Annotated in this window: 20 protein-coding genes and 1 other RNA gene; 8 read left to right on the forward strand and 13 right to left on the reverse strand. The window is 65.7% G+C overall.

What is annotated here, in order from left to right; all coding sequences use genetic code 11:
• Positions 1-10 precede the first annotated feature (10 nt).
• Positions 11-364 carry a YciI family protein gene (locus tag RAD15_RS07485; RefSeq protein ID WP_458175926.1) on the reverse strand — a complete coding sequence of 118 codons (354 nt, stop codon included), beginning with the start codon at positions 362-364 and terminating at the stop codon, positions 11-13.
• A 149-nt stretch (positions 365-513) separates the two neighbouring features.
• Here RAD15_RS07485 and rnpB point away from each other — a divergent pair.
• Positions 514-942: RNase P RNA component class A (rnpB, locus tag RAD15_RS07490), an RNA gene on the forward strand.
• Positions 943-997: 55 nt separating this feature from the next.
• Here the strand turns inward: rnpB and RAD15_RS07495 are convergent.
• Complete coding sequence (locus RAD15_RS07495; protein WP_458175928.1) at positions 998-1,711, reverse strand: alpha/beta fold hydrolase; 714 nt, start codon at positions 1,709-1,711, stop codon at positions 998-1,000.
• A 74-nt stretch (positions 1,712-1,785) separates the two neighbouring features.
• On the reverse strand, positions 1,786-2,223 hold the full coding sequence (locus RAD15_RS07500; RefSeq protein WP_458175930.1) for a DUF983 domain-containing protein: 438 nt from the start codon (positions 2,221-2,223) through the stop codon (positions 1,786-1,788).
• Positions 2,224-2,302: 79 nt separating this feature from the next.
• On the opposite strand from RAD15_RS07500, the gene RAD15_RS07505 reads away from it, so the two are divergent.
• Positions 2,303-3,673 carry an aminotransferase-like domain-containing protein gene (locus RAD15_RS07505; RefSeq protein WP_458175932.1) on the forward strand — a complete coding sequence of 457 codons (1,371 nt, stop codon included), beginning with the start codon at positions 2,303-2,305 and terminating at the stop codon, positions 3,671-3,673.
• A gap of 1 nt (position 3,674) precedes the next feature.
• Here RAD15_RS07505 and RAD15_RS07510 read toward each other — a convergent pair whose 3' ends face one another.
• Positions 3,675-3,941, reverse strand: coding sequence for a hypothetical protein (locus RAD15_RS07510; protein WP_458175934.1), 267 nt, complete (start codon positions 3,939-3,941; stop codon positions 3,675-3,677).
• A gap of 231 nt (positions 3,942-4,172) precedes the next feature.
• Between RAD15_RS07510 and RAD15_RS07515 the strand changes: the two genes are divergently transcribed.
• Positions 4,173-4,916: a sulfite exporter TauE/SafE family protein gene (locus tag RAD15_RS07515; RefSeq protein ID WP_458175936.1), complete on the forward strand. Its 744-nt coding sequence runs from the start codon at positions 4,173-4,175 to the stop codon at positions 4,914-4,916.
• 47 nt (positions 4,917-4,963) lie between these two features.
• Here the strand turns inward: RAD15_RS07515 and RAD15_RS07520 are convergent, their stop codons facing one another.
• From RAD15_RS07520 to RAD15_RS07535, 4 genes are all read right to left on the reverse strand, one after another.
• Complete coding sequence (locus RAD15_RS07520; protein ID WP_458175938.1) at positions 4,964-6,370, reverse strand: MATE family efflux transporter; 1,407 nt, start codon at positions 6,368-6,370, stop codon at positions 4,964-4,966.
• A gap of 55 nt (positions 6,371-6,425) precedes the next feature.
• Positions 6,426-8,225: an ABC transporter ATP-binding protein gene (locus RAD15_RS07525; protein WP_458175940.1), complete on the reverse strand. Its 1,800-nt coding sequence runs from the start codon at positions 8,223-8,225 to the stop codon at positions 6,426-6,428.
• Between the two features lie 503 nt (positions 8,226-8,728).
• Positions 8,729-10,312, reverse strand: coding sequence for a DHA2 family efflux MFS transporter permease subunit (locus RAD15_RS07530; protein WP_458175942.1), 1,584 nt, complete (start codon positions 10,310-10,312; stop codon positions 8,729-8,731).
• A gap of 30 nt (positions 10,313-10,342) precedes the next feature.
• Positions 10,343-11,665, reverse strand: a complete 1,323-nt coding sequence (locus RAD15_RS07535; RefSeq protein WP_458175944.1) for an efflux RND transporter periplasmic adaptor subunit — start codon at positions 11,663-11,665, stop codon at positions 10,343-10,345.
• A gap of 196 nt (positions 11,666-11,861) precedes the next feature.
• Between RAD15_RS07535 and RAD15_RS07540 the strand changes: the two genes are divergently transcribed.
• Together RAD15_RS07540 and RAD15_RS07545 are read left to right on the forward strand one after the other, a co-directional pair.
• A complete protein-coding gene (locus RAD15_RS07540) occupies positions 11,862-12,494 on the forward strand; it encodes a TetR/AcrR family transcriptional regulator (RefSeq protein WP_458175946.1) in 633 nt (210 codons plus the stop codon).
• 55 nt (positions 12,495-12,549) lie between these two features.
• A complete protein-coding gene (locus RAD15_RS07545) occupies positions 12,550-12,885 on the forward strand; it encodes a DUF6665 family protein (RefSeq protein WP_458175948.1) in 336 nt (111 codons plus the stop codon).
• A gap of 16 nt (positions 12,886-12,901) precedes the next feature.
• Here RAD15_RS07545 and RAD15_RS07550 read toward each other — a convergent pair whose 3' ends face one another.
• The 3 genes from RAD15_RS07550 to RAD15_RS07560 form a co-directional block, all read right to left on the reverse strand.
• Complete coding sequence (locus RAD15_RS07550) at positions 12,902-13,483, reverse strand: histidine phosphatase family protein (protein ID WP_458175950.1); 582 nt, start codon at positions 13,481-13,483, stop codon at positions 12,902-12,904.
• A 98-nt stretch (positions 13,484-13,581) separates the two neighbouring features.
• Positions 13,582-14,793: an extensin family protein gene (locus tag RAD15_RS07555; RefSeq protein WP_458175952.1), complete on the reverse strand. Its 1,212-nt coding sequence runs from the start codon at positions 14,791-14,793 to the stop codon at positions 13,582-13,584.
• Between the two features lie 506 nt (positions 14,794-15,299).
• On the reverse strand, positions 15,300-16,193 hold the full coding sequence (locus RAD15_RS07560; RefSeq protein ID WP_458175954.1) for a DUF2147 domain-containing protein: 894 nt from the start codon (positions 16,191-16,193) through the stop codon (positions 15,300-15,302).
• Positions 16,194-16,389: 196 nt separating this feature from the next.
• On the opposite strand from RAD15_RS07560, the gene RAD15_RS07565 reads away from it, so the two are divergent.
• Together RAD15_RS07565 and RAD15_RS07570 are read left to right on the forward strand one after the other, a co-directional pair.
• Complete coding sequence (locus RAD15_RS07565) at positions 16,390-17,166, forward strand: DUF2147 domain-containing protein (protein WP_458175956.1); 777 nt, start codon at positions 16,390-16,392, stop codon at positions 17,164-17,166.
• A gap of 302 nt (positions 17,167-17,468) precedes the next feature.
• On the forward strand, positions 17,469-18,890 hold the full coding sequence (locus RAD15_RS07570; protein WP_458176080.1) for a FecR domain-containing protein: 1,422 nt from the start codon (positions 17,469-17,471) through the stop codon (positions 18,888-18,890).
• 192 nt (positions 18,891-19,082) lie between these two features.
• On the opposite strand, the gene RAD15_RS07575 is transcribed toward RAD15_RS07570, so the two are convergent.
• Positions 19,083-19,652: an NUDIX hydrolase gene (locus RAD15_RS07575; protein ID WP_458175958.1), complete on the reverse strand. Its 570-nt coding sequence runs from the start codon at positions 19,650-19,652 to the stop codon at positions 19,083-19,085.
• Positions 19,653-19,715: 63 nt separating this feature from the next.
• Positions 19,716-20,579: an archaetidylserine decarboxylase gene (gene asd, locus RAD15_RS07580; RefSeq protein WP_458175960.1), complete on the reverse strand. Its 864-nt coding sequence runs from the start codon at positions 20,577-20,579 to the stop codon at positions 19,716-19,718.
• Positions 20,580-20,614: 35 nt separating this feature from the next.
• On the opposite strand from asd, the gene RAD15_RS07585 reads away from it, so the two are divergent.
• Positions 20,615-22,279, forward strand: coding sequence for an aminotransferase class III-fold pyridoxal phosphate-dependent enzyme (locus tag RAD15_RS07585; protein ID WP_458175962.1), 1,665 nt, complete (start codon positions 20,615-20,617; stop codon positions 22,277-22,279).
• Positions 22,280-22,355 lie beyond the last annotated feature (76 nt).

The following is a 22,355-nucleotide window of genomic DNA, read 5'->3' on the forward strand; positions in this document are numbered from 1 at the left end:
AAGCCGGTCGTCACTTGTCGTAGACCCAGATCGGCCGCACCTCGATCGAACCGACGCGCGCGCTCGGAATGCGCGCGGCGATCTCGATCGCGGCGTCGAGATCCTTGGCCTCGATCAGATAGTAGCCGCCGAGCTGTTCGCGCGTTTCCGCAAATGGACCGTCGGTCGTCAGCGTCTTGCCATCGCGCACGCGCACCGTGGTCGCGGTCGCGGTCGGGCGCAGCCGATCGCCGGCCTTGAAATTGCCGTTCCGGATGATGGATTGCGTGAAGGCCTCATACTCCGCCGACATCTTCTGGGTGGTTCCCGTGTCAATCTTCGCGTACTCGGCCTCGTTCTGGTAGATCATCAGCAGATATTGCATCGCTTCACTCCTGTTGTTCGGCTGTGTCGCCGACATCCAGTCGAACGGGGCACGCTCCAAACGACATCTTCAGGATAAATTATTTCGGGCAGGCGTGCGTCGCGATATCGGCTTGACGGAACCGTCACAAATGCCCCATGCGTAGCCGGTCAGTCGGCCGGACGGCCGCTCCGGCAGGTGCCGAAAGGCCGCCGGGGAGGAAAGTCCGGGCTCCCTTGACATGCGGTGCCGGATAACGTCCGGCGGGGGTGACCCCAGGGAAAGTGCCACAGAGAACGAACCGCCCGCCGTCGCCCTTTGGGCTTCGGCGAGGTAAGGGTGAAAAGGTGCGGTAAGAGCGCACCGCGGCGCCGGCAACGGGGCCGGCATGGTAAACCCCACCGGGAGCAAAACCGAATAGGGACGGCGTAGCGGGCTGTTCGCGAAAGCGATAACGCCGCGGGGCGATGTCAGGCCCGCCGTCCGGGTAGGTTGCTCGAGGCCATGTGCAAACTTGGCCCCAGAGGAATGGCCGTCACGTATCGCCGGCGCAAGCAGGCGGTGCCCTACAGAACCCGGCTTACAGGCCGGCTGATATCTTGCAACGAGGGGTTCGATGCTAGCGCATCGGACCCCTCACCATTTTGTGGCGAACTAGACGACGATCTCCTCCAGCATGCCCATCAGCGCCTCCGGCGCCGTGACATTCGGCGCGTGACTGGCATCGAGCTCGAAATAGCGCCAGCCCTCCTCGCCCCTCGTTCGCGTCGCAAATTGCCCGAACACGTCGCCGGGCGGAATGCGGGTGCAATAGATGTAGCTGCGCGGCATCGCCGGCTCGCCATATTCCAGCTTCAGCTTCGTCTCGAAACATTTGATCGGCATGGCGACGCGGCGCGCATTGAGCCAGTCGAGATCGGCCTGCGGCGTATCCGGCGGTGGCGGATTTGGCGGGATGCGGTAGCCGTCACCCGAGGCCGTGGCCTTGCGCATCGGCTGGCGCCCGCTCTCATTGAGATCGAACAGCGACTGGCCGTCGTGCGGCACGAAGGCGTCGAGATAGATCAGCTGCGTCACGCGTTCGCGGGCACGATCGGCGACGCCGGTCGCGACCATGCCGCCATAGCTGTGGCCGAGCAGCACGATGTCGCTGAGATCCTCGAACTTGATGACGTTGAGGATGTCCTCGATATGTGTATCGAGAGAGATCGCGGGACTTGCCAGATGCGCGCGCTCGCCCAGCCCGGTGTAAGTCGGCGCGACCAGACGGTGCCCGGCCTCCGCCATCAGCGGATGCATCTTCTTCCAGGCCCATCCGCCGGACCATGCGCCGTGACAGAGCAGGAAGGTCTTCGAGCGTGCGGTCATCGGCGTTTCCATCGTTCTTGTTTGTACGATGGAGTGTAGCGGCCGAGCGCGCGATGTAAACGCCGCGAGGTGCCTCAGGCCACGCGCGGCGTGTTCGCTTTCACGAGCGCGGGCGCAAGCTGACCGGCTTCCCGCTGCTGCTTGCTCGCCTCGAACCCGTGCATGCCGATCTGCCATTGCAGTCCGACGATGGCGCCCTTGGTCGGTTGCAGCAATGCGAGCGAAGCGAACAGCGTCACCGGGAGCCACACCGCCAATTGCAGCCAGACCGGCGGCGCATAGGCGGTCTCGACCGCGAGGATCGCAGGCACTACGAGATGGCCGACCACGACCATCACGAGATAGGCCGGGAAGTCATCGGCGCGCTGGTGAAACAGCTCCTCGCCGCAACGATCACAGCTGTCTGCCACCTTCAGGAAACGGCCGAACAGATGCCCTTCGCCGCAGTTCGGGCACTTGCCGCAAAAGCCGCGCCACATCGCCTTTGCCAGAGAGATCGAACCGGTCGCCATGACCACACCTCTTCCTTTTCAACGATCCATACAATAGTATCTTGTATCCATACATTCAAAGGATAAGGACCCTAATTGCATGGATTGGACCCCTACAATCTCGGAGCTGAGCGGGCCGCGCTACCAGCGCATCGTCGAGGCGATGGAGGCCGACATCGCCGCAGGCCGGCTGGTGCGCGGCCAGCAACTGCCGACGCAGCGCGCGCTCGCAAAAGCGCTCGGCATCGACCTCACCACGGTGACGCGCGCCTACACCGAGGCGCGGCGCCGCGGCATCATGGAGGCCCGCGTCGGACAGGGATCGTTCGTGTCGGAGACCAGTGCGCGCCGCGCGGTCGACCTGCCGCATCCCGTCGCGATCGACCTCTCGATGAACGTGCCGCCGCATCCGCTGGAGGCGCAACTCGACGAACGCATCATCGCCGGGATGGAGGCGATCCGCGCGCAATCCGGTCTGACGGCGCATCTCAACTATCAGCCGCCCGGCGGCAGCGTGCATGAGCGCGAGGTCGCAGCGCGGTGGATGCGCGCACGCGTTCCGCATGCGCATGCCGACCGGCTCGTGATCTTTCCGGGCACGCAGACGATCCTGTTCAACCTGCTCGCCCATCTCGCGCGAGCAGGCGATGTCGTGCTCACGGAAGCGCTGACCTTCCCCGGCATCAAGGCGGCTGCGGCGCGGCTCGGCGTCAAGCTCGTCGGCGTCGCCATGGACGACGGCGGCATCCTTCCCGATGCGCTCGCGAAAGCGTGCCGCGCCCACAGGCCGAAAGCCGTCTATCTCATTCCGACACTACACAATCCGACAACGGCGACGCTGTCCGCGGAGCGCCGCGACGCCATCGCCGGGATCATCGGGGATGCCGACACGATTCTGATCGAGGACGATGCTTACGGTCTGCTCGACCGTTCGGCCTCGCCGATCGCCAACCTCATTCCGGAGCGGACTTATCTCGCAACCACATTGTCAAAATGCATCGCGCCGGCGCTGCGCGTCGCCTATCTGGTCGCGCCCGACAGCGACGCCCAGCTTCAGATGCGCGGCCATTTGCAGGCCACCGTGCAGATGCCCGCGCCTTTGATGGTCGCGCTGGTGACGCATTGGATCGAGACCGGCATCGCCGATCGCATCATCGCCGCGATCCGCAACGAGGCGGTCGGCCGCCAGCAGCTTGCGCAGCGCACATTGAAAGGGTTTCAATTCCTGGCCAAGCCCGCCGCGCATCATCTCTGGCTGCGGTTACCGGAGAGCCGGCCCGACGTTGCGGCGCATCTGTTGCGGAATGGTTTAGCGATCGTCGCCGGTGATGCCTTCACCGTCGACGGGACGCCACCGCATGCGGCGCGCGTCTCGCTTGGCGCAGCGCGCAACAGATCGGAATTGACGGAAGCGCTGCGCATCCTGGTCGGCGCGCTGCACAGGCCCGCCGACATCAGGCAGATCGTCTAGATCACTGATGCTGACGGCGATGCCGCGGGCGCACGGCCGGCGCGCCCGATGACGGATAGGCCTGCGATGCATAGGCATCGCGCGGGCCAGCCGGCTGGCCGAGCGCGGCGCGCGCAGCGGGCGTGAGTTGGCCGCCGTTCAGCACATCCCGGTCGGGATGGGCGGCCTGATAGGCCGCGGGCTCGGAAAGCTGCGCCTGCGCCAGCGTCGGCGTCAGCGCCGCCGCCGACAACAGCGCGGCCGCAACGGCAATCTTCGTGCGGGTCATGACTCAATCTCCATCATCTCGTTCGGGACTGGCCGATCGGATCGCATGACGGCGTCGGGCAAGCCCACAGGTTCAAGTACGACCGACATGTAGGGGTGTCTTTCGCGAAAGCCCGACCGCTGGGGATCACGCCTGCGTGCGGTACGGAATTGACCTGCACGGCCGCAGCTGTGCTATGCGGACAAGCGCGATCAACAATTCGGGATCGCCCATTGCGACAAGGACAGTCTGTTGGAAACGTTCACCTACGCGCTGCTGCTGGTCGGTGCATTGGCCGGGGGCTTCGTCTCGGGCCTGGCCGGATTCGGCACGGCGCTGATGGCGCTCGGCATCTGGCTCTACGTCCTGCCGCCCTCGCTCGCGGTGCCGCTGGTGCTGATCTGCTCGGTGATCGCGCAGACCTCGACGCTGCCCTCGATGTGGAAGAGTTTTGATCTCTCGCTGGTGTGGCCGTTCCTGATCGGCGGATTGATTGGCGTGCCGCTCGGGACCATGATGGTCGCTTCCGCCGATCCAAAAGTGTTCAAGCTGAGCGTCGGCGTGCTGATCCTGATCTTTTCGAGCGCACTGTACCTCAACAAGAAGCCCCTCGCCGTCACCTTCGGCGGCCGCATCGCCGATGGCGCGATCGGCTTTGCCGGCGGCATTCTCGGCGGCCTCGCCGGATTGTCGGGGCCACTGCCAATCCTGTGGGCGAACATCCGCGGCTGGAACAAGCACGAGCGGCGCGGCATCTTCCAGCTCTTCAACTTCACGGTGCTCGCCACCGCGCTGGTGTTGCAGACAGCGTCAGGCCTCGTCGCCATCAAGGTGGTCTGGCTCGCAGCTGTCGCATTTCCCGGCACGCTGATCGGTGCATGGGCCGGCGCGCGCGTCTATCACGCGCTGAACGACAAGCATTTCGGCGATGTCGTGCTCGGCCTCTTGTTCCTGTCGGGCCTCACCCTCGTCTGGAACAGCATTGGCGCGCATTAGCCCCATGGCGCCGCGAATGAGCGGGAGCCGTGGGGACATCGTTGTCGCTACGCAGGCGCACGCGCGGGGGGCGCGACAGGCTCAGCTTCCACCTGCTCCGGGGCCTCCTCCTGCGGGAGCGGCGCCAGGCGTTTCCTGAACTCGCGGTGTAGCAACCACAAGCTCAGGCCGGCCTGCAGCGTCGTCGCCGCGATCGACAGGTACCAGACGTGTTCGATCCGGAAGCCGGGCAGCGTCGACAGCCAGATCGCCGGCAGCGAATAGGTGAACACGCGCGTTGCCGAGCTCCACAGCACCGGCTTGGTGTTGCCGAGGCCCTGGAACATGCTGGAGCAGGTGAAGATCAGGCCCTGCGCCACCATGTTGATCGAGATGATCCGCAGGAACAGGAAGGCGATCCTCATGGTCTCCGCGTCGTTCGAGAATCCGGCGAGCAGCCAGTCCGGCTTCGCTTGCGCCAGGATCATGAAGCCGATCATCACCGCCGTGACGATCAGCGCCGCCCTGACGAAGGTTTCGCGCACGCGCGCACCATTGCCGGCCCCGAAATTCTGGCCGGCGATCGGCCCTGCCGCCAGCGCAACCGCAAGCCCCGGCATCTGGATCAGGCCGAGCACGCGCTGTCCGATCCCGAAACCCGCTTGCGCCGCCGCGCCAAAATCACGCAGCACGTAATAGACGACGGCCATGAAGATGAACATCATCGCGAATTCGCCACCCGCGGGCAGGCCGACATTGAGGATCCGCCTCCATTGCGCCAGCTGCGGCCGCCATTGCGCAGGATGGAAAGCAACGTAGCGCTCGACCTTGCGGAAATACCACAGCAGCATCAGCACGCCGATGAAGACCGCGATCGAGCTCGCCAGGCCTGCCCCGGCAACACCGAGCGCATGTCCGGTGCCCCAGCCCAGGATCAGGACCGGCGCCAGCACGATGTTGATGGCGACGGCGAGCGCCTGCACCAGCATGCTCGGCCGCACGATGCCGGTTGCGCGCAGCGCCGACCCCATCACCTGCGTCGCGAATTGCAGCGCCAGCGCCGGCATGAACCAGAGGAGATAGACGGTCCCGGCCTCGACCGTGGCCTCGTCCGCTGCAACCGCGTGCATGTAGGGGCGCGACAGCGCGGAACCCGCGACCAAGGTCAGGAGCCCGAACAGCACCGACAGGACGACCGACTGATTGAAGACGAGGTTGGCGTCGTCGCGATCCTTGCGCCCCACGGCGTGCGCGATCAGCGCGGCCGTTCCGACGCCGAGCACCTGCATCAGGGCATTGACGAGAAATCCCGCATTGCCGGCCGCGGCGACGCCGGCCACGGCGGCATCGCCGAGGCTGGAGACGAAGTACAGGTCGACCAGCTGGCAGAGCATGATCGTGATCATGCCCACCACGATCGGAGGCGCCATGCTCAGGATGTGGCTCACGATGGAGCCGCGCGTCAGGTCCTTCATCTCATTCCATTCCTCAGAGCGTGGCTGCGGGACGTTCGTCCCGCCGCCGTGCGCCTCATTCCGCTGCTGCGATGTGTCCGAGCTCCACCACCTGGCGCTCGAACAGGCCGCGATAGATGCCCCCGGGCTTTCCCGCGAGCAGAGCATGCGTGCCCTGCTCGACGATCTCGCCGCGGTCGAACACCAGGATTCGATCGAGGCTCTTCACCGTCGACAGCCGGTGCGCGATCACGATCGAGGTCCGGCCCTTCATGAGCCGTTCCATCGCCTGCTGGATCAGCGCCTCCGATTCCGAATCGAGGCTCGACGTCGCCTCGTCCAGGATCAGCACCGGGGCATCCGCCAGGAAGGCGCGCGCCAGCGCCACGCGCTGCCGTTCGCCGCCCGACAGCTTCACGCCGCGCTCGCCGACCAGAGTGCCGTAGCCCTTCGGCAGGCGCAGGATGAAGTCGTGCGCATTGGCAAGCCGCGCCGCCTGCTCGATCGCCTCGAGGCTGGCGCCGGGCCGGCCGTAGGCGATGTTCTCGGCGAGCGTGCGGTGGAACAGGATCGGGTCCTGCTGTACGATCGCGATCTGGCTGCGCAGCGATTGCTGCGTGGCCAGCGCGATGTCCTGCCCGTCGATCAGCACGCGACCATCGGTGACGTCGTAGAGCCGCTGCACCAGCTTGACGAAGGTCGTCTTGCCGGAGCCGGAGCGGCCGACGAGGCCGACCCGCTCGCCGGCGCGGATCGTGAGCGACAGCCCGTCGTACAGCGGCGCGCGATGGCCGCCATAGTGGAACGTGACGTCGTCGAACACGATCTGGCCGCCCTCGATCGCGATCGGCCGAGCGCGGGCGGCATCGGCAATGCCGATCGGCTCGTCATGGATCGCCACCAGCTCCTCCATGTCGTTGACCGAGCGCTGAAGGTTGTTGATGTGCATGCCGACGTCGCGCAAGTACGCGTGGATGACGTAATAGCTCGTCAGCACATAGGTGACGTCGCCGGGCGAGGCGTGCCCGTACATCCACAGCAGCACCGAGCCGCCGATCACGGATCCCCGCAGGCACAGCAGCAGCGAGAGCTGCGCCATGGCGGTGTAGTTGTAGCGAAACCACGTCCGTCGCACGCGCACGCGCCAGCGGTTGATGACGCGGGCAAGCCGCGCATCCTCGCGCGCTTCGGCGCCGAACGACTTCACCACCGCGTTGCAGGTCAGCGAATCCGCCAGCGTGCCGCCCACCTTGGTGTCCCAGGCGTTGGAGACGCGCGCGGCCGGCGCGATGTAGCGCGTCGAGAACAGCACCGTCATGGTGACATAGGCCAGCGCGCCGAGCGCGATCACCGCGCCGAGCGAAGCCCAGTGCACGCCGAGCAGGATCATCGACCCGATCAGCACGACCAGCGACGGCAGCAACGCCAGCAGGATGGTGTCGTTCAACAGGTCGAGCGCCCACATGCCGCGCGTGATCTTGCGTACGGTGGAGCCGGCGAAGGAGTTGGCGTGCCAATCGGTCGAGAAGCGCTGCACGCGCGTGAACGCGTCCTGCGCAACCTCGGTCATGATCTTCAGCGTGAACGGCACGATCGCCTGCAGGCCTGCGAGCCGCAGCACCATCGAGGCCGCGCCGAGCGCCACGATGGCGCCGAACGCGACCAGCGCTGCGTGGCGCGCATCGGCATCGGACGGCCCGCGCGTCAACGCATCGATCAGATGTCCCGAGAATACCGGCATGAACAGATCGGCGGCGGTCGCGCCCAACAGGCTGCCGACGACGACAAGCATACGCCCCGGCTGCTTCAGCCAGTGCCGGAACACGAAGGGCAGCACCACGCGTATTGCCGCGGGCTTTTTTGACAGAGCGGTCATGACATCATCCGGCCGCTTTGGCGCGGGCCGGCTCCATCGATGGACGCAGGCCGGCCGCGAGGGCCGGGACGGCGTCACTTAAAGTTGGCTTTGACTTGGGAAGTGAGGCGATCGGGACTTGGAGCCCAATCGAAGCTGGCGGAAAGGACCTCTAGGAGGTCGAGCAGGTACCGAGCCAGAACATCATCGAGCGCGGGCGTACGATCTGCGAATGCGACGAAATCATGCAAATCTCTCCCTGGTTCGATGAATGAGGTGCGCTTTATAGATGTGTCGTTTGCGGTTTGCAACGGGCCCCGTGCGAGATCACGCACGAGTGTTGCAATTCGGTGCGCGGGTGGCGGTACGCACGGGCCTTGGTGCGCACGGCCTCACCCCAACCTCCGCTGTCATCCCCCGCGAAGGCGGGGGATCCAGTACGCCGCAGCTTCTCGATAAACCACTGACGTCTCTGGAATACTGGATCGCCCGCCTGCGCGGGCGATGACACCGAGAACGTGGCGCTAGTGCGCGTCGCCGCCGCCGGTCAGCGAGGCCGGCTTGCTCAGCAGCGTGACCAGCAGGCTGAGGCCGAGATAGAACAGCGTCAGCACGAAGAAAGCATCGCCGAAGCTCATGACCACGGCCTGGCGATGCACCAGCTGCGAGAGCTGCTTCATCGCCATCAGCGTGGAATCGCCAAGGCCCTGAAACTTCTGCATGAACATGGTCAGGGTTTCGGTCGCGGTGGCGTTGCCCCAGGTCACCCGCTCCTGAAGACGGGTGATGTGCAGATCGGTGCGGTCGTTGAGCACGGTGTTGATGACCGCGAGGCCGACGGCGCCGCCGAGATTGCGCATCAGGTTGAACAGGCCGCTCGCGTTCTTCACCCGGTCGGGTGCCAGCGTGCCGAGCGCGATGTTGTTGGTCGGCACCATCGCGAACATCATGCCGACGCCGCGCAGGATCTGCGGCACCAGCAGCTCGTAGAAATCGTAGTCGCGCGTGATCCAGGTCATCTGGTAGGAGCCGATCGCGAACACGATGAGGCCGAACGCGATCATGTAGCGCATGTCGAGCTTCACCATCAGCCGGCCGACCAGCGGCGCGACCAGGAACATGGTGATCCCGGAGACGAACATGGTCTCGCCGATCATCAGCGCGCTGTAGCCGCGCACCTCGGCGAGATAGCGCGGGTAGATGTAGGTCAGGCCGTAGAGGCCGATGCCGATGCAGAACTGCAAGACGCAGCCGATGGCGAAATTGCGGTTGGAGAAGGTGCGCAAATTGACGATCGGCTCGGCCGCCGTGAACACGCGCCAGAAGAAGGCGATCGCCGAGATCGCGCAGATCCAGGCGCAGATCGCCACCGACGTGTCCTGCATCCATTCATATTGCGGGCCTTCCTCCAGCACATATTCCAGCGTGCCGAGGAAGCCGGCCATGAAGAGCAGGCCCCACCAGTCGAAGCGGTCGAGCAATTCGAAATGCGGCTCGTCGAAATCGACCAGCGCCAGCACGCCCAGGGTGATGCCGATACCGGGCACGACGTTGATGAAGAACAGCCAGTTCCACGACATCAGGTCGGTGATGTAGCCGCCGACCGTCGGCCCGATGGTCGGCGCCAGCGTGGCAACCAGCCCGATGATGGGGCCGACGATGTGGAATTTGGAGCGCGGGAAGACGGTGTAGGCGGAAGCAAACACCGTCGGGATCATGCCGGCGCCGAGAAAGCCCTGGAGCGCGCGCCAGAGGATCATCTCCTCGATGGTCGTGGCGAAGCCGCAGAGCAGGCTCGAGGCGGTGAAGCCGGCCGCCGAGATCGCGAACAGCAGCCGCGTGCCGAAGGCGCGCGACAGGAATCCCGATAGGGGAATCGCGATGACTTCGGCGATCAGATAGGCGGTCTGGACCCAGGAGACTTCGCTGGAGCTCGCCGACAGGCCGGCCTGGATTTCGCTCAGGGACGCCGAGACGATCTGGATGTCCAGGATCGACATGAACATCCCGAACACCATGATGATGAAGGCGAACAGCCGCTTCGGCGCAATGCGCTCCGAAGCGGGGGCCGCCATCATGGCAGGTGAAGCAGTCGTGGCGTTGGCCATGGTCCGACCTCGCAGCGCTGGGATCGCGATTTACTGCGGATGGATCGCGGTGGGATCGTCGAGATCGACTTCGCTGTCGGCGTCGGCCGCGCCCTTGTTGGTGTCGACGGTCGCATAGACCGACATGCCGGCGCGCAGCAGGTTCTGCCTCGCCACCGACTTCGGCACGCGGATGCGGACCGGCACGCGCTGCACGATCTTGGTGAAATTGCCGGTGGCGTTGTCGGGCGGCAGCAGCGTGAACACCGAGCCCGCGCCGGCGGCGATGCTGTCGACCACGCCGGAGAACTTGCGCATGCCGTAAGCGTCGACCTTGATCGTCACCGGCTGGCCGGCGCGGATGCGCTTGAGCTGGGTTTCCTTGAAATTGGCGTCGATATAGACGTCGTCCAGCGGCACGACGTTGCCAAGGCGCTGACCAACCGCGACGAAGTCGCCGGCGCTGACGAGGCGGTTCGAGAACGTGCCGTCGACCGGCGCGCGCACGGCGGTGAAGCTGAGGTCACGCTCGGCCTTCGCCAGCGTGGTCTTGAGCTCGGCGAGCTGCGCCTGCGCTTCGGCCTGCTGTGCCTTGGTGACGTCGACATTGCTGAGCGCGACGTCATAGGCGGCCTGCGCGGCCTTGACCGCGGCGGCGCCCTGGTCGCGTCCGGCTTCCGAGCTCTCGAAGGTCGCGCGCGAGGCAAAGCCCTTGCTGCTCAGCGCCTGCTGGCGCTCATAATCGAGATCGGCGCGCTTGAGGCCCGCTTCGGCCGAGACGAGCTGCGCCTTGGCCTGCGCGACCTGGCTGTCGAGCGCCGCGATCTGGCGGCCGATGCGATCGATGGTGGCCTGCTGGGTCGCGATCCTGGTCGCGGCGGCGTCGACCGCGATCTTGTAGTCGCCGTCGTCGATGCGGAAGACGATGTCGCCGGCTTTCACGGTCGTATTGTCGCCGGCGAGGATCGAGGAGATGTGGCCGGCAACGCGCGCGCCCAGCATGGTGTTGTTGGCGCGGACATAGGCGTCGTCGGTGGAGATGTAGAAGCGTCCGACCAGCGTGTAGTAGCCGGCATAGCTCGCGGCCGCGAGCGCCAGCACGAGGCCAACGCCCATCAGAACGAATTTGCGCTTGCCGGACTTGGGCGCGCCAGCGGCGGGCGCGTCTGGCGCAGGTGCGGCCGGCTTGTCGGTCACGGGCTTCTCCGGCGCCTCCGCGGTGCGGCGCTTGCTTTCCTCGGCCACATGAGAGCGCAGTTGCTCGGCAAGGGGTACGGTTTTCTCGCTGGCGGCATCGCCGCCCGCCTGCTCCGCCGTCGTCTCGACCGCTTCCTCGCGAAGGACGCGCGCAGCCTGGTCTCTCGATACGGCCATAAAGGCCTCCCCAAAAATTGCGATCGAGGACAGGCCCATCATGCAGGCCTGTTCCTCTCGCTCTTCCCAAATATCATTGACCGAACGGTTCGGTCAATATACATATTAATCTCGGACAGGACCGTACTGGCCGAATCCTTTATTCGGGTTTCATGGCCCTGGAGCCGATCCAGAAACCTTCCGAGACCCTGAACCAATGGTAGCCGGCCGCGAACAACTGCACGTCATCCAAGAGGAGGACAGCTCCAAGCGCCGCCAGATCCTCGACGGGGCCCGCAAGGTGTTCATGGATCTCGGCTTCGACGGCGCCAGCATGGGCGAGATCGCGCGTGCGGCGCAGGTCTCCAAGGGCACGCTCTACGTCTACTTCGCCGACAAATCTGCGCTGTTCGAAGCCATCCTCGAGCAGGAAGCGCTCCAGCACGGCCAGGTCGTGTTCAATTTCGATCCCACGCGTGACGCCGAGACCACGCTGAAGGATTTTGGCCGGGCCTACATCCATCTATTGTGCCGGCCCGGCGGCGGATCGGCGATCCGCACGGTGATGGCCATCGCCGAACGCATGCCCGATGTCGGCCGCCGCTATTATGCGCGGGTGCTGGACAAGACCATCAACCGCCTCTCCGACTATCTCAAAGCCCATGTCGCCTCTGGCGATCTCAGGATCGACGATTGCGACCTTGCCGCCTCGCAGTTCATGGAACTGTGCAAGGCCTCGCTCTTCCTGCCCTTCGTGTTCCAGGCCGCGCCCGCGCCGTCGGAAGAGCGCATGACCGAGGTGGTCGACAGCGCGACGCGGATGTTTCTGGCGGCGTATCGGGCGAAGTAGCCTCAAGCGGGCCGCGCGTTGCGCATGCGGGTCGTGCGGCACTATATTGAGTGCCATGTCCCGTGATCTTCTCCCGCCGGTCGATATCCTTCATTACGAGATCGTCCAGGAACAAGCTTCAGCGCTTGGACGAATGGGCAGCACGCTCGAACAAGCGCTGACGCAACTGCGCGAGTTCGACGCCGCCCACGCGGAGACGCCTGCCTCCATGCAAGCGGCGAGGCGCAAGCTGGTCGTTGAGGCCGGCCAGGCGCTCTGGATGTTCGTGGTGCAGCGTGAAGCCTCCGGCTTGCGCGACAGCCGCCACATCATGCGCACCTACAACGTCCCCGGCGAAGTGCAGCGCTGCATGGGGCTGGCGCCAGCGCCGTCGAAGCCGGCTTCGAAGTAACTTTCTGTTCGTAGAGCTACGCTCCCATCTCTTCCAGTCTTCGCCAGCCGTGCAGGATCTGGCGCGCCTCGCGCGTGAACGCGAAGACGTGGCCGCCGCCTGCCGGCTGATCGTGGACGCGATCGATGGGATGGCCGGCAATGTGGCAGAACAGCAGCGTGCCGACGGCGCCGTGGCCGACGAAGAGAACATCGCCGGGACGGTCGCGGGCCAATACCTCTTCGGCCTCGCGCACGATGCGCGCTTGGGCATCCGCGGCGCGCTCCCAGCCGCGGACGCTGAGATGCGGCTCCGCGAAGAACTGATCGGCGACCTCCTCGAATTCGTCCGGCTTCAGGAAGCCGGTGGCCGAACGGTCATTCTCATGCATGGCCTCGCGCATCTCGATCGTGACACCGAGCGTTGCGGCGATGATCTCGGCGGTCTCGATCGCCTTGCGTTCGCCGCTCGAGATGATCTGCGTGGTGCTCGCGAGCCAGCGCGCCTGCGCCAGCGCTTCGGTGCGCGTTCGACCGATGAGACTGAGGCCCCATTGCGGCACGGGCACGTTGGGGTCGATTTGCACCTGCGGGTGGGTGAGATAGCGGACGATGGACATTTCGATTGACGCGATCGTAGCCCGCATGAGCGAAGCGATATGCGGAAGACTGTTCCCGGATATCGCTTCGCTCATCCGGGCTACATGGAAACACCCGACTATTCGTCGGCGTACTCGTCTTCTTCCTGCTTGCGCGTCGGGCTCTTGCGCGTTCCGAGCGAGCCCGTGACATAGGGATCACGCCGGCCAGCATAGGGGTTGCGTTGCTGAGCGCGCCCGGCCACTTCCTCGCCGGAGACCGCAGCCGGCTGGCAGATCAGGCGGCGGCTGGCGCGACGCATCAGATCGACGTGGATGTGATCGTAGTGATAGACGTTCGAGCCCGGCGCGAGCACCGTGGTGAAATGCGCGCACGCACCCGACTGCACGTCGCGCAGAAAGCCCTGCTCTTCCGGCATGCCACGCCAGCCGTCCTTCACGGTGACGCGGCGGCCGTCGGCGAGCACGAAGGCGGCGATGTCGAGCGCATTGCCGAAGGCATGCTCGGAGATGTGGGCATGCGAATTGCCGTTCATGCCGCGGCAGGAATAGGCGGAAATCTGCTTGATCTCGGTGACGCGGACGCCGAACCAGCGCATCGCCGACGGCTGCACGGTGTCGCCGAGCCAGCGGTCGAGCTCGGACACGATCGGACAGGCGAGCGTCGCAGTCGGCTTGATCGTGACGGGCCCCACGGCGGTGACGGGATTGCCCTGCGCGGGACCAAGACGCGGCAGCGGCTGCTGCGCGGGCGCCTGCGAATAAGGCGCGGGCTGCCGCGCCGGATAGCTCGGCGCATTCATGTAGCGCGCCGCGCCCGCGGCGTCGGTGCCCTCGGGCGGCAAGTCGATCTCGTCTTCCTGCGGCGCCACGCCGGGTGCATTCAGCGACACCGGGCCGGACGGCGCGCCATAACCGGACGGCTGGCGCACCGCGCTCTCGGGATAGTTCGACCGTTGCTGCGGATAGGACGAGGACGGATAATTCTGGCTCTGCGGGTAATTCGATCGCGGCTGGGTCACCGGCCAGCGCGGCTGGTTGCCGATGCTGCCGGGCGGGCGCAGCTCCTCGTCGGCAAAGCCGTAGCTGCTGGAGCCTTCGCCGATGGCGGCGACCTTGAGCGGAAACTCGGCGCCACACTGGCCAGGGCCGGAAATCGGCTCGATGCGGACGATGTCCGCACTCTCCTTGACGGCGCCCGATTTCAGGCATGCGGCTTCGGCCTCGGCCCGCCATGGTTCACGTTCGGCCTGGAAGAAGCCGCGTCCGCAACCCGCTAGCGAAACAAGGACGATGGAGCCGACGAGATACAAACGAACTCCGCGCGTCATGCACGCACGTTCGGTGAATTTACTTAAAGACTCTTCAACGTGTCGATTTCAGCCTTCCTTAACCATGCCGGCCCGCGCTCGCGCAACGAGACCTGCGATGAGCGACAGCAAGGCTGACTTTTTCGCGAAGTGACTCTCTGTTAACCATAGGGTTGCGGGCAGGCACGCGACCGGGGAGCATCCTCCAGCGGAGCATCATCCTAGGGAGCAATGGCATGACGTTCGCCGGGAGACTGAGCGTTATCACCGCCTACCTCGCCATGGCCTTCGTCGGCGCCATCGTGCTCGGCATGATTTAGAGACGTCCATCGCGTCGAGAGCGGCTCTTCTTCCTTCTCCCCTTGCGGGAGAAGGTGGCGCGAAGCGCCGGATGAGGGGTTGGCTCGGCGAATTCCGCTGCAAAAGAATCGCTCACCGAGAGATACCCCTCACCTGTCTCGCTGCTTACGCAGCGAGCCACCCTCTCCCACAAGGGGGAGAGGGTGACAGCCTGCGATCTCGATGAGCTACGACCTCGCACTCCATTGCCGCGATGTCGTGACCATCTTCTCCTGCTGCTCCTCGACGCGTATCCAGTCGTTGCCGGAGCACCAGAAGCGGCCGATGGCGCAGGCTTCGACACGGAGCTTGCCGGACGTTGTCAGCGTCATCCTGCCGTAATAGGTGCTGCCGCTGGAACGGCTGTAGATGCTGCCGGTCCAGACATCGTGCGTTTTCGGCTTCATGTTGACGAGCACGCTCTCGCCCCGGCTTGATGCTTCGGTGAGCGCGAAACCACACAACGCCGGGCCGCAACGTTCGATGCGAACGGTGCCTTTCGCACCAGTGCTCTCCCACTCGCCGATCGGCGAATAGGCCGCATCCTCGTCACTGCGCTGCGTCATCGGTGCGGCTTGCTTGATCTCGGGCTTCGGCGCGATGACCGGCGGCTCCAGGCGCGGCGGATCGCGTGCAACAGCCTTCGGCGGATCGATGCGCTGAAGGTCAACGCGCGGGAGATTGGGGCTCGGCACTTCGACTCGTGGCGCCTCCAATCTTGGTGCCGGCGGCGGCACGACGGGCTGTGACGTGGTCGCGGCAAGGACGGGGGCCGGTGGCGCGGACGGCGGCACGGCGACGGTCGCTCGTGGCGGCGGGACCGGGGCAACCGGGGCGACCGGCTGCGGCGCCTGAACGACCGGCGCGGGCGCAGGCGGCGGAGCCGGGGCTGTGCCGACATCTTCCGTCGTCCGCAGGCTGCGGCTGGAAACCGAGACACAGGACGTGGACCGGCAATTGCGGGGCGCCTCGACATGGAACCGGTGGCCGCCAACCGAGAAGGAATAGGAACCGGCCTGGGCGGCGGGCGCCATCGCCATCAGTGCGATCAACGTGCCAAGCGAAGTCACAAGCCGCGTCATCGGCGCCTCCCTCTGTGTCGCGGCGACGTTACGCAGATAGAGCGGGGCTGAATGTGCGCCGTCTCACCCAGACGCACGCGCAGCTGTTGTGACGTCCGTCACGGAACGCCCGACCGGCCCGGCGTAGGGTCGAACCACGCTTCATCCACCGGCGACACCAGTCCATACCAGGACCACGCCATTTTCGGAGGTTGTCATGAACAAGCTCACCATCGCCGCCACTGCGCTCTTCCTTGCTTCGACCGCCGCCGCGCATGCCGGCAATTCGATCTCGTTCCAGATCGAAGGCCAGCACATCCGCATCGAGACGCCGCGCAACTGCGCCTCGCTCAACTGCGTGACCATCGTCGCCCCAGGCCTGTCGGACAAGCCGATCAAGCTGAACAACATCAACCTCAAGGGCCTCGGCGGCTCCAAGGACGATGACGTCGACACCACGCCGGCTCCGGCCGCGCAGCCCGCACCGGCTCCGGTGCAGCAGCCGCCCGTGCAGCAGGCGCCAGTTCAGGCGACCGCACCGGCAGCCCCCGTTGTTGCTCCCGCCGCGCCAGCGCCGACTGCCGCCGCGCCATCCGTCGATACGACGGCACAGCCCGCGCCGGCTGCAGCTCCGGCTCCGGTCGCGGCCGCGCCCGCTCCTGCTTATGTCCCCGCTCCGGCTCCGGTGACCGCCGCGCCCGTGGCCGCACCGAACTCGCCGATCGGCGTGTGGGCGACCGAAGAGAACAAGGGCAACGTTCGCGTCGAGCAGTGCGGCGCCAATCTCTGCGGCTATGCCGCGAAGACCAATGAGCGGATCCTGATCAACATGAAGCCCGAGGGCTCGAAGTGGAGCGGCCGCATCCACGATCCCGACTCCGGCCGCAATTACGACTCCACGATCGCGATGAAGGGCCCGAACGCGCTGCGCGTGCAGGGCTGCGCCTTCGGCGGCATGTTCTGCGGCGGCCAGACCTGGAAGCGCGTGAGCTGACGCGCCGAGCGCGTCATCCCGGGGCGCGCGTCGGCGCGAACCCGGGATCTCGTGCCAGTCTTCGTCATGCCCGGGCTTGTCCCGGGCATCCACGTTCTTGGCGCCGCACATCAAGGCGTGGATGGCCGGGTCAAGCCCGGCCATGACGGTGTGGAGAGAATCGAGCCACATTCGCTCGCACCGCCCGCTGTTTGAACATTCGTCCCTCCCGTGTCACACACGTTCATCCGCCATTCAGCTGCCTCCCGCTGAAATCCGCAGATCTCGCCTCGCCTTCTCACCGGGACCTCCTCGTGACTTCAATGCTAGCCTGGCGCCGCTTTGTCTTCGCGCTTCCCCTGCTGGCCTTGCCGCTGGCCGGCGCGAGCATGGCCTTTGCATCCGACACAATTGAACTTGCGCAGGCGCAGCCGCAAGCGCAGCCAACACCCGCGCCCTCCCCGACGCCGTCGGCTTCGCCTGCTCCCGCGACCGACGCGCAACCCGCCGCCGTCGAGCCGATCGGCAACGTTGCGACGGTGACGGGAATCGCGACCGTGGTCCGCGACAGGAATTCCTATCCTCTCAAGGTGCGCGACGACATCTATCTCAACGACGTCGTGCAGACCTCGTCGAACTCCTCGCTCGGCATCACCTTCAACGACGCGACCACGTTCAATCTCTCGGCCAGTGCGAAGATCACCATCGACAATTACGTCTATGAGGACGGCGGCAAGCAGAACTCCGCGATCTTCGACATCGGCAAGGGCACGGTCGCCTTCGTCGCGGCCTCGGTTGCCAAGACCGGCGACATGAAGATCGCGACGCCGACCGCGACGCTCGGCATCCGCGGCACCACCGGCGTCGTCGATGTGCCCGAAGGCGCGGCGGCGGGCAGCACGAACAACGTCAACATCAAGCTCTATCCCGACGCCGACGGCCGGGTCGGGCACATCGACGTCGACGACCGCACGAGCGGCACGCGGCTGGGCGCGCTGACGCAAGGATCGAGCGGCTTTGCGATCCGGCCAGGCGCAGCCACGGCCGGGATCATGCGTTTTGCGGCTGTGCCGATCACGATTCCCGCGCAGCAGATCGCACGCGATCGCGGCTTCGTCAGCCAGGTGCATCTGGCGCAGACCACGGGCCGCCAGATCGTCACCGAGCAGCGCGACTTCCGCCGCGCCAATCCGACCGCAGCCAGCCGCATTCCGCGGCCGTCCCAGCCGCCGCAGCAGCAGCAATTGCGGCCGACGACCGCACCGGGTCAGCAGCCGCAGCGGCCGAACGGCCAACCCCGCCAGGACAACCGTCCGGGTCAGCAGCAGCCGGGCGCGCCAGGTCGGCAAGGCGCGCAGCCGCCGCAACGGCAGGGAGGCGCAGTGCAGCCGGGTGGCCAGCGCGCGGGTCAGGGGCAACAGCCGCGAGGCGCCGGACGTCCGGGTGCACCGCGCGCGGGCCAAGGCACACCGCCGAACGGCGTGCCGCCAACCCAGCCGCAGCGCAACGGACAGACCCCGGCGCAGCCGGGAGGAGTCGTGCCGCCGCAGCCAGGCGCAACGCCGCAAACTCCGCGCACGGGATTGCAGCCCGGCCAGCCCGCACAGCCTCCTGCAACTCAGCAGCCTGGCGGCATCCAGCGTCAGGGCGGCTTCCAGCAGCGGCCGCCCGCTGCACAACGCCCCGCAGCCGCAGCCCCGCGCAAACCGGCGCCGGCTCCGAAGGAGAAGAAGGAAAGGCGATGACTTCTTCCTTCTCCCCTTGTGGGAGAAGGTGGCGCGAAGCGCCGGATGAGGGGTTGCTTCAGCGGGTTCAGGCGAGAGTTCACACGCGGAGAGAGACCCCTCACCCGTCTCGCCGCTTCGCGGCGAGCCACCCTCTCCCACAAGGGGCGAGGGTGCACCGTCAACGCTGCGCTATCATTCTCTCATCGCAACTCACGCCTCGCCGCGCAGCCAGGCCTTCACCTTCTGCAACAGGCCATGCCGCAACTCGTCGACCGACGCGGCTTCGGCAGGCGTCAGCGTCTGCAAGGCTGCATCGATATCGTCAGCTGCCAGCGTTGGTGTCGGCTCGGGCGCGGGAGCAGGCGCCAGCCCCGCGGCCGCAAGTGCGATCGGGCCAACCTGCACGAGAAACGAGCGCTCGTATTCGCGCGACAGGCGCGCGAGCGCCTCGTCCAGCGTCAGCCAGTCGACCGCCTTGATGTCGTTCATCAGCTTGCGGACGGGACCGCCATTGGCCTCCATGCGCCAGAAATGCACGACCTTGGAGCGCCCGCCGGACTGATAGACGAGCGTGCCCAGGAATTCGTGCACGGCGACGTCGTGGCCGGTCTCCTCCAGCACCTCGCGATGCGCGGCCTCTTTCGGCGTTTCACCGTCGTCGAGCTTGCCCTTAGGCAAGACCCATTCATTGCGCTTGCGCTGGCGCACGACCGCAATCAGCGGCGGTGCGCCCCGCCGCAGCACAATACCACCCGCCGCCATGACCGGCGCCCGCGCCATCATCAAATCCGTGTCGAATCGTCCCCGCCGACCATATAGGCGGCGGGGACGGCGGATTGAAGGCTACTTTCTTCTGAGCAGCGCCTGCCCCGCGCGGATGCGCGTGCCCTCGGTGATGCCGTCGCAGAAGTTGAAATCGCCGGGCGCCAGGATGATGATGGTCGAGCCGTGCTCGAACCAGCCGAGCTCCTCGCCCTTGGTCACGTTGACGTCGCAAGGGAAATTGACCGGGCCGCGCGTCTGCGCGTTCAGGACCATGTCGAGGAAGTGCAGACGGATGCTCGCGACCAGGATCGCGGCAACCGGCACCAGCGTCACCGCCTCGCCGGAGCTGAGATGCGTGCGGATCACCGCGCGCTCGTTCTTGCAGAAGAGACGCTCGACCCGCTTCAGCGCGATCGGATTGACGTTCCAGACGTCGCCATGGATCAGCGTGACCCGCTCGATATGCGCGTCGAAGGGCGCATGAAAGCGATGATACATGCTCGACGTCAGCCGTAGCGTGACGAAGCTTCCGTTGCGGTGCTTATCGACCAGCGCGGAATCGCCGAGCAGGTCGAGCAGCGAATAGGGTGCGCCCTTGACCTGGAACAGCTCGGTGTCGGCGATCCGGCCATGGGCGCCGACGATACCGTCCGACGGGCTGGCGACAATGGAGGGGTCGGGATCAAAGGGGCGCAGGCCCGGCTTCAGCTCCCGTGTGAAGCAATCGTGCAGACTCCTGAAATGGGTCTTGCGCGCCTCCGACAGATCGAGGTCGGAGAACAGCTTCCACAACGCGATCGAGAAGTCCCGCACCAGCGGGTTCTCGATCTTGGAGAACCAGCCCATGAAGCGGGTCAGCGCCGCGCGGGGGATGCGGTTGGTCAATAGGAAGTTGAGGTCTTCCTGCTGGGTGAAAGAGGCGATGAGGGCTTTGACTGTCATGAATCTGTCAGCTCACAGTATTAGCGCTTGTTGTCATGGAAACGACACTCCCGATTCTCTCATTTTCTGTGGCCGCCGCAGCGTCCGCTGCCGCCGTCCTCCCGAAGATCAAGGCGCGGGTCGAGTTGTCCCGCGCCAAGCACCGGTCGCTCGCCGGGCACTCCAAGATGTCGCGCCGGGTGGCAAAGCTGCTCCCCTTCTACGAGTTCGAGGGCGACACCTATTTCGGCTGCGACAGCGCGCCTGATAACGTGGTGATGCAGCGCAAGGAGGCCTTCTTCCGTCTCGCTGCTCTCTACGCCGAGCGCTACCCCAAGGGCCGCGCGATGACGAAGGAAGCGGCGGAGACCATCTCCGACCTGAACTTCACCGAGACCTATCGCGTGCCGTTCCAGTTCTCGCGTCTCGTCCGCGAGCATCTGGGAACCTCGACCTTCATGGAGTCGTCCAGCGGCGTCACCGTCACGGATGTCGACGGCAACACCTCCTACGACCTCACGGGCTCCTACGGAGTCAACATCTTCGGCAACGACTTCTACAAGGAGTGCATCGAGGGCTCCGAGAAGCGCGCGCATGCGCTGGGTCCCGTGCTCGGCCCCTACCATCCCGTCATCCTCGAGAACGTGCAGCGGCTCTGCCAGATCTCCGGCCTCGACGAGGTCTCCTTCCACATGTCCGGCACCGAGGCCGTCATGCAGGCGGTGCGGCTCGCGCGCTACCACACCAAGCGCACGCATCTGGTGCGTTTCGCCGGCGCCTATCACGGCTGGTGGGGCGACGTGCAGCCCGGCGTCGGCAATCCGATCAGCGCGCACGAGACCTACACCCTCGCCGAGATGTCCGAGAAGACGCTGCACGTGCTGCGCACGCGCAAGGACATTGCCTGCGTGCTGGTCAATCCGCTGCAGGGCTTGCATCCCAACGCCAACGCACCCGGCGATTCCTCGCTGGTCGATTCCTCGCGCGGCGGCAATTTCGATCGCGCGGCCTACACCGATTGGCTGAAGAAGCTGCGCGAGGTCTGCGACCAACGCGGCATCGTGCTGATCTTCGACGAGGTCTTCGTCGGTTTCCGTCTCGCCGCCGGCGGCGCCCAGGAATATTTCGGCGTCAAGGCCGACATGGTGACCTACGGCAAGAGCCTCGCCGGCGGCCTGCCGGTCGGCGTGGTCTGCGGCAAGCGCGAGCTGATGCGCCGTTTCCGCGACGATCGCCCCGCCGACATCTGCTTCGCCCGCGGCACCTTCAACTCGCACCCCTACGTCATGACGGCGATGGACGAGTTTCTGAGCCGGCTCGCCAGCCCGAACTTTCGCGCTGTCTATGATGGGCTGGAGGAAACCTGGAATGGCCGCGTGAAGAAGCTCAACGAGATGATGGACAGCGCCGCCCTGCCGGTGCGGTTCGCCAACTTCTCGTCGATCTGGACGGTGAAATACACCACGCCGTCCCGCTACAACTGGATGCTGCAATATTACCTGCGTGCTGAAGGCCTGTCCTTGAGCTGGGTCGGCACCGGACGGCTGATCTTCAGCCTGAACTACACCGACGCCGACTTCACCGAAGTCGCCGAACGCTTCGTCCGCGCGGCCGGGAAGATGAAGGCCGACGGCTTCTGGTGGCACGACGGCGTGCTCACCAACAAGAATATCAAGCGACAGATCCTGAAAGAGATGCTGGCCAAGCGTTTTGGACGCTGAGGCTTTTTCCGCCAACGCCGTCATGGTCGGGCCTGTCCCGGCCATCCACGCGTCTCCACACGACGGCTCCAAGACG

It is taken from the genome of Bradyrhizobium sp. 14AA, assembly GCF_054185205.1.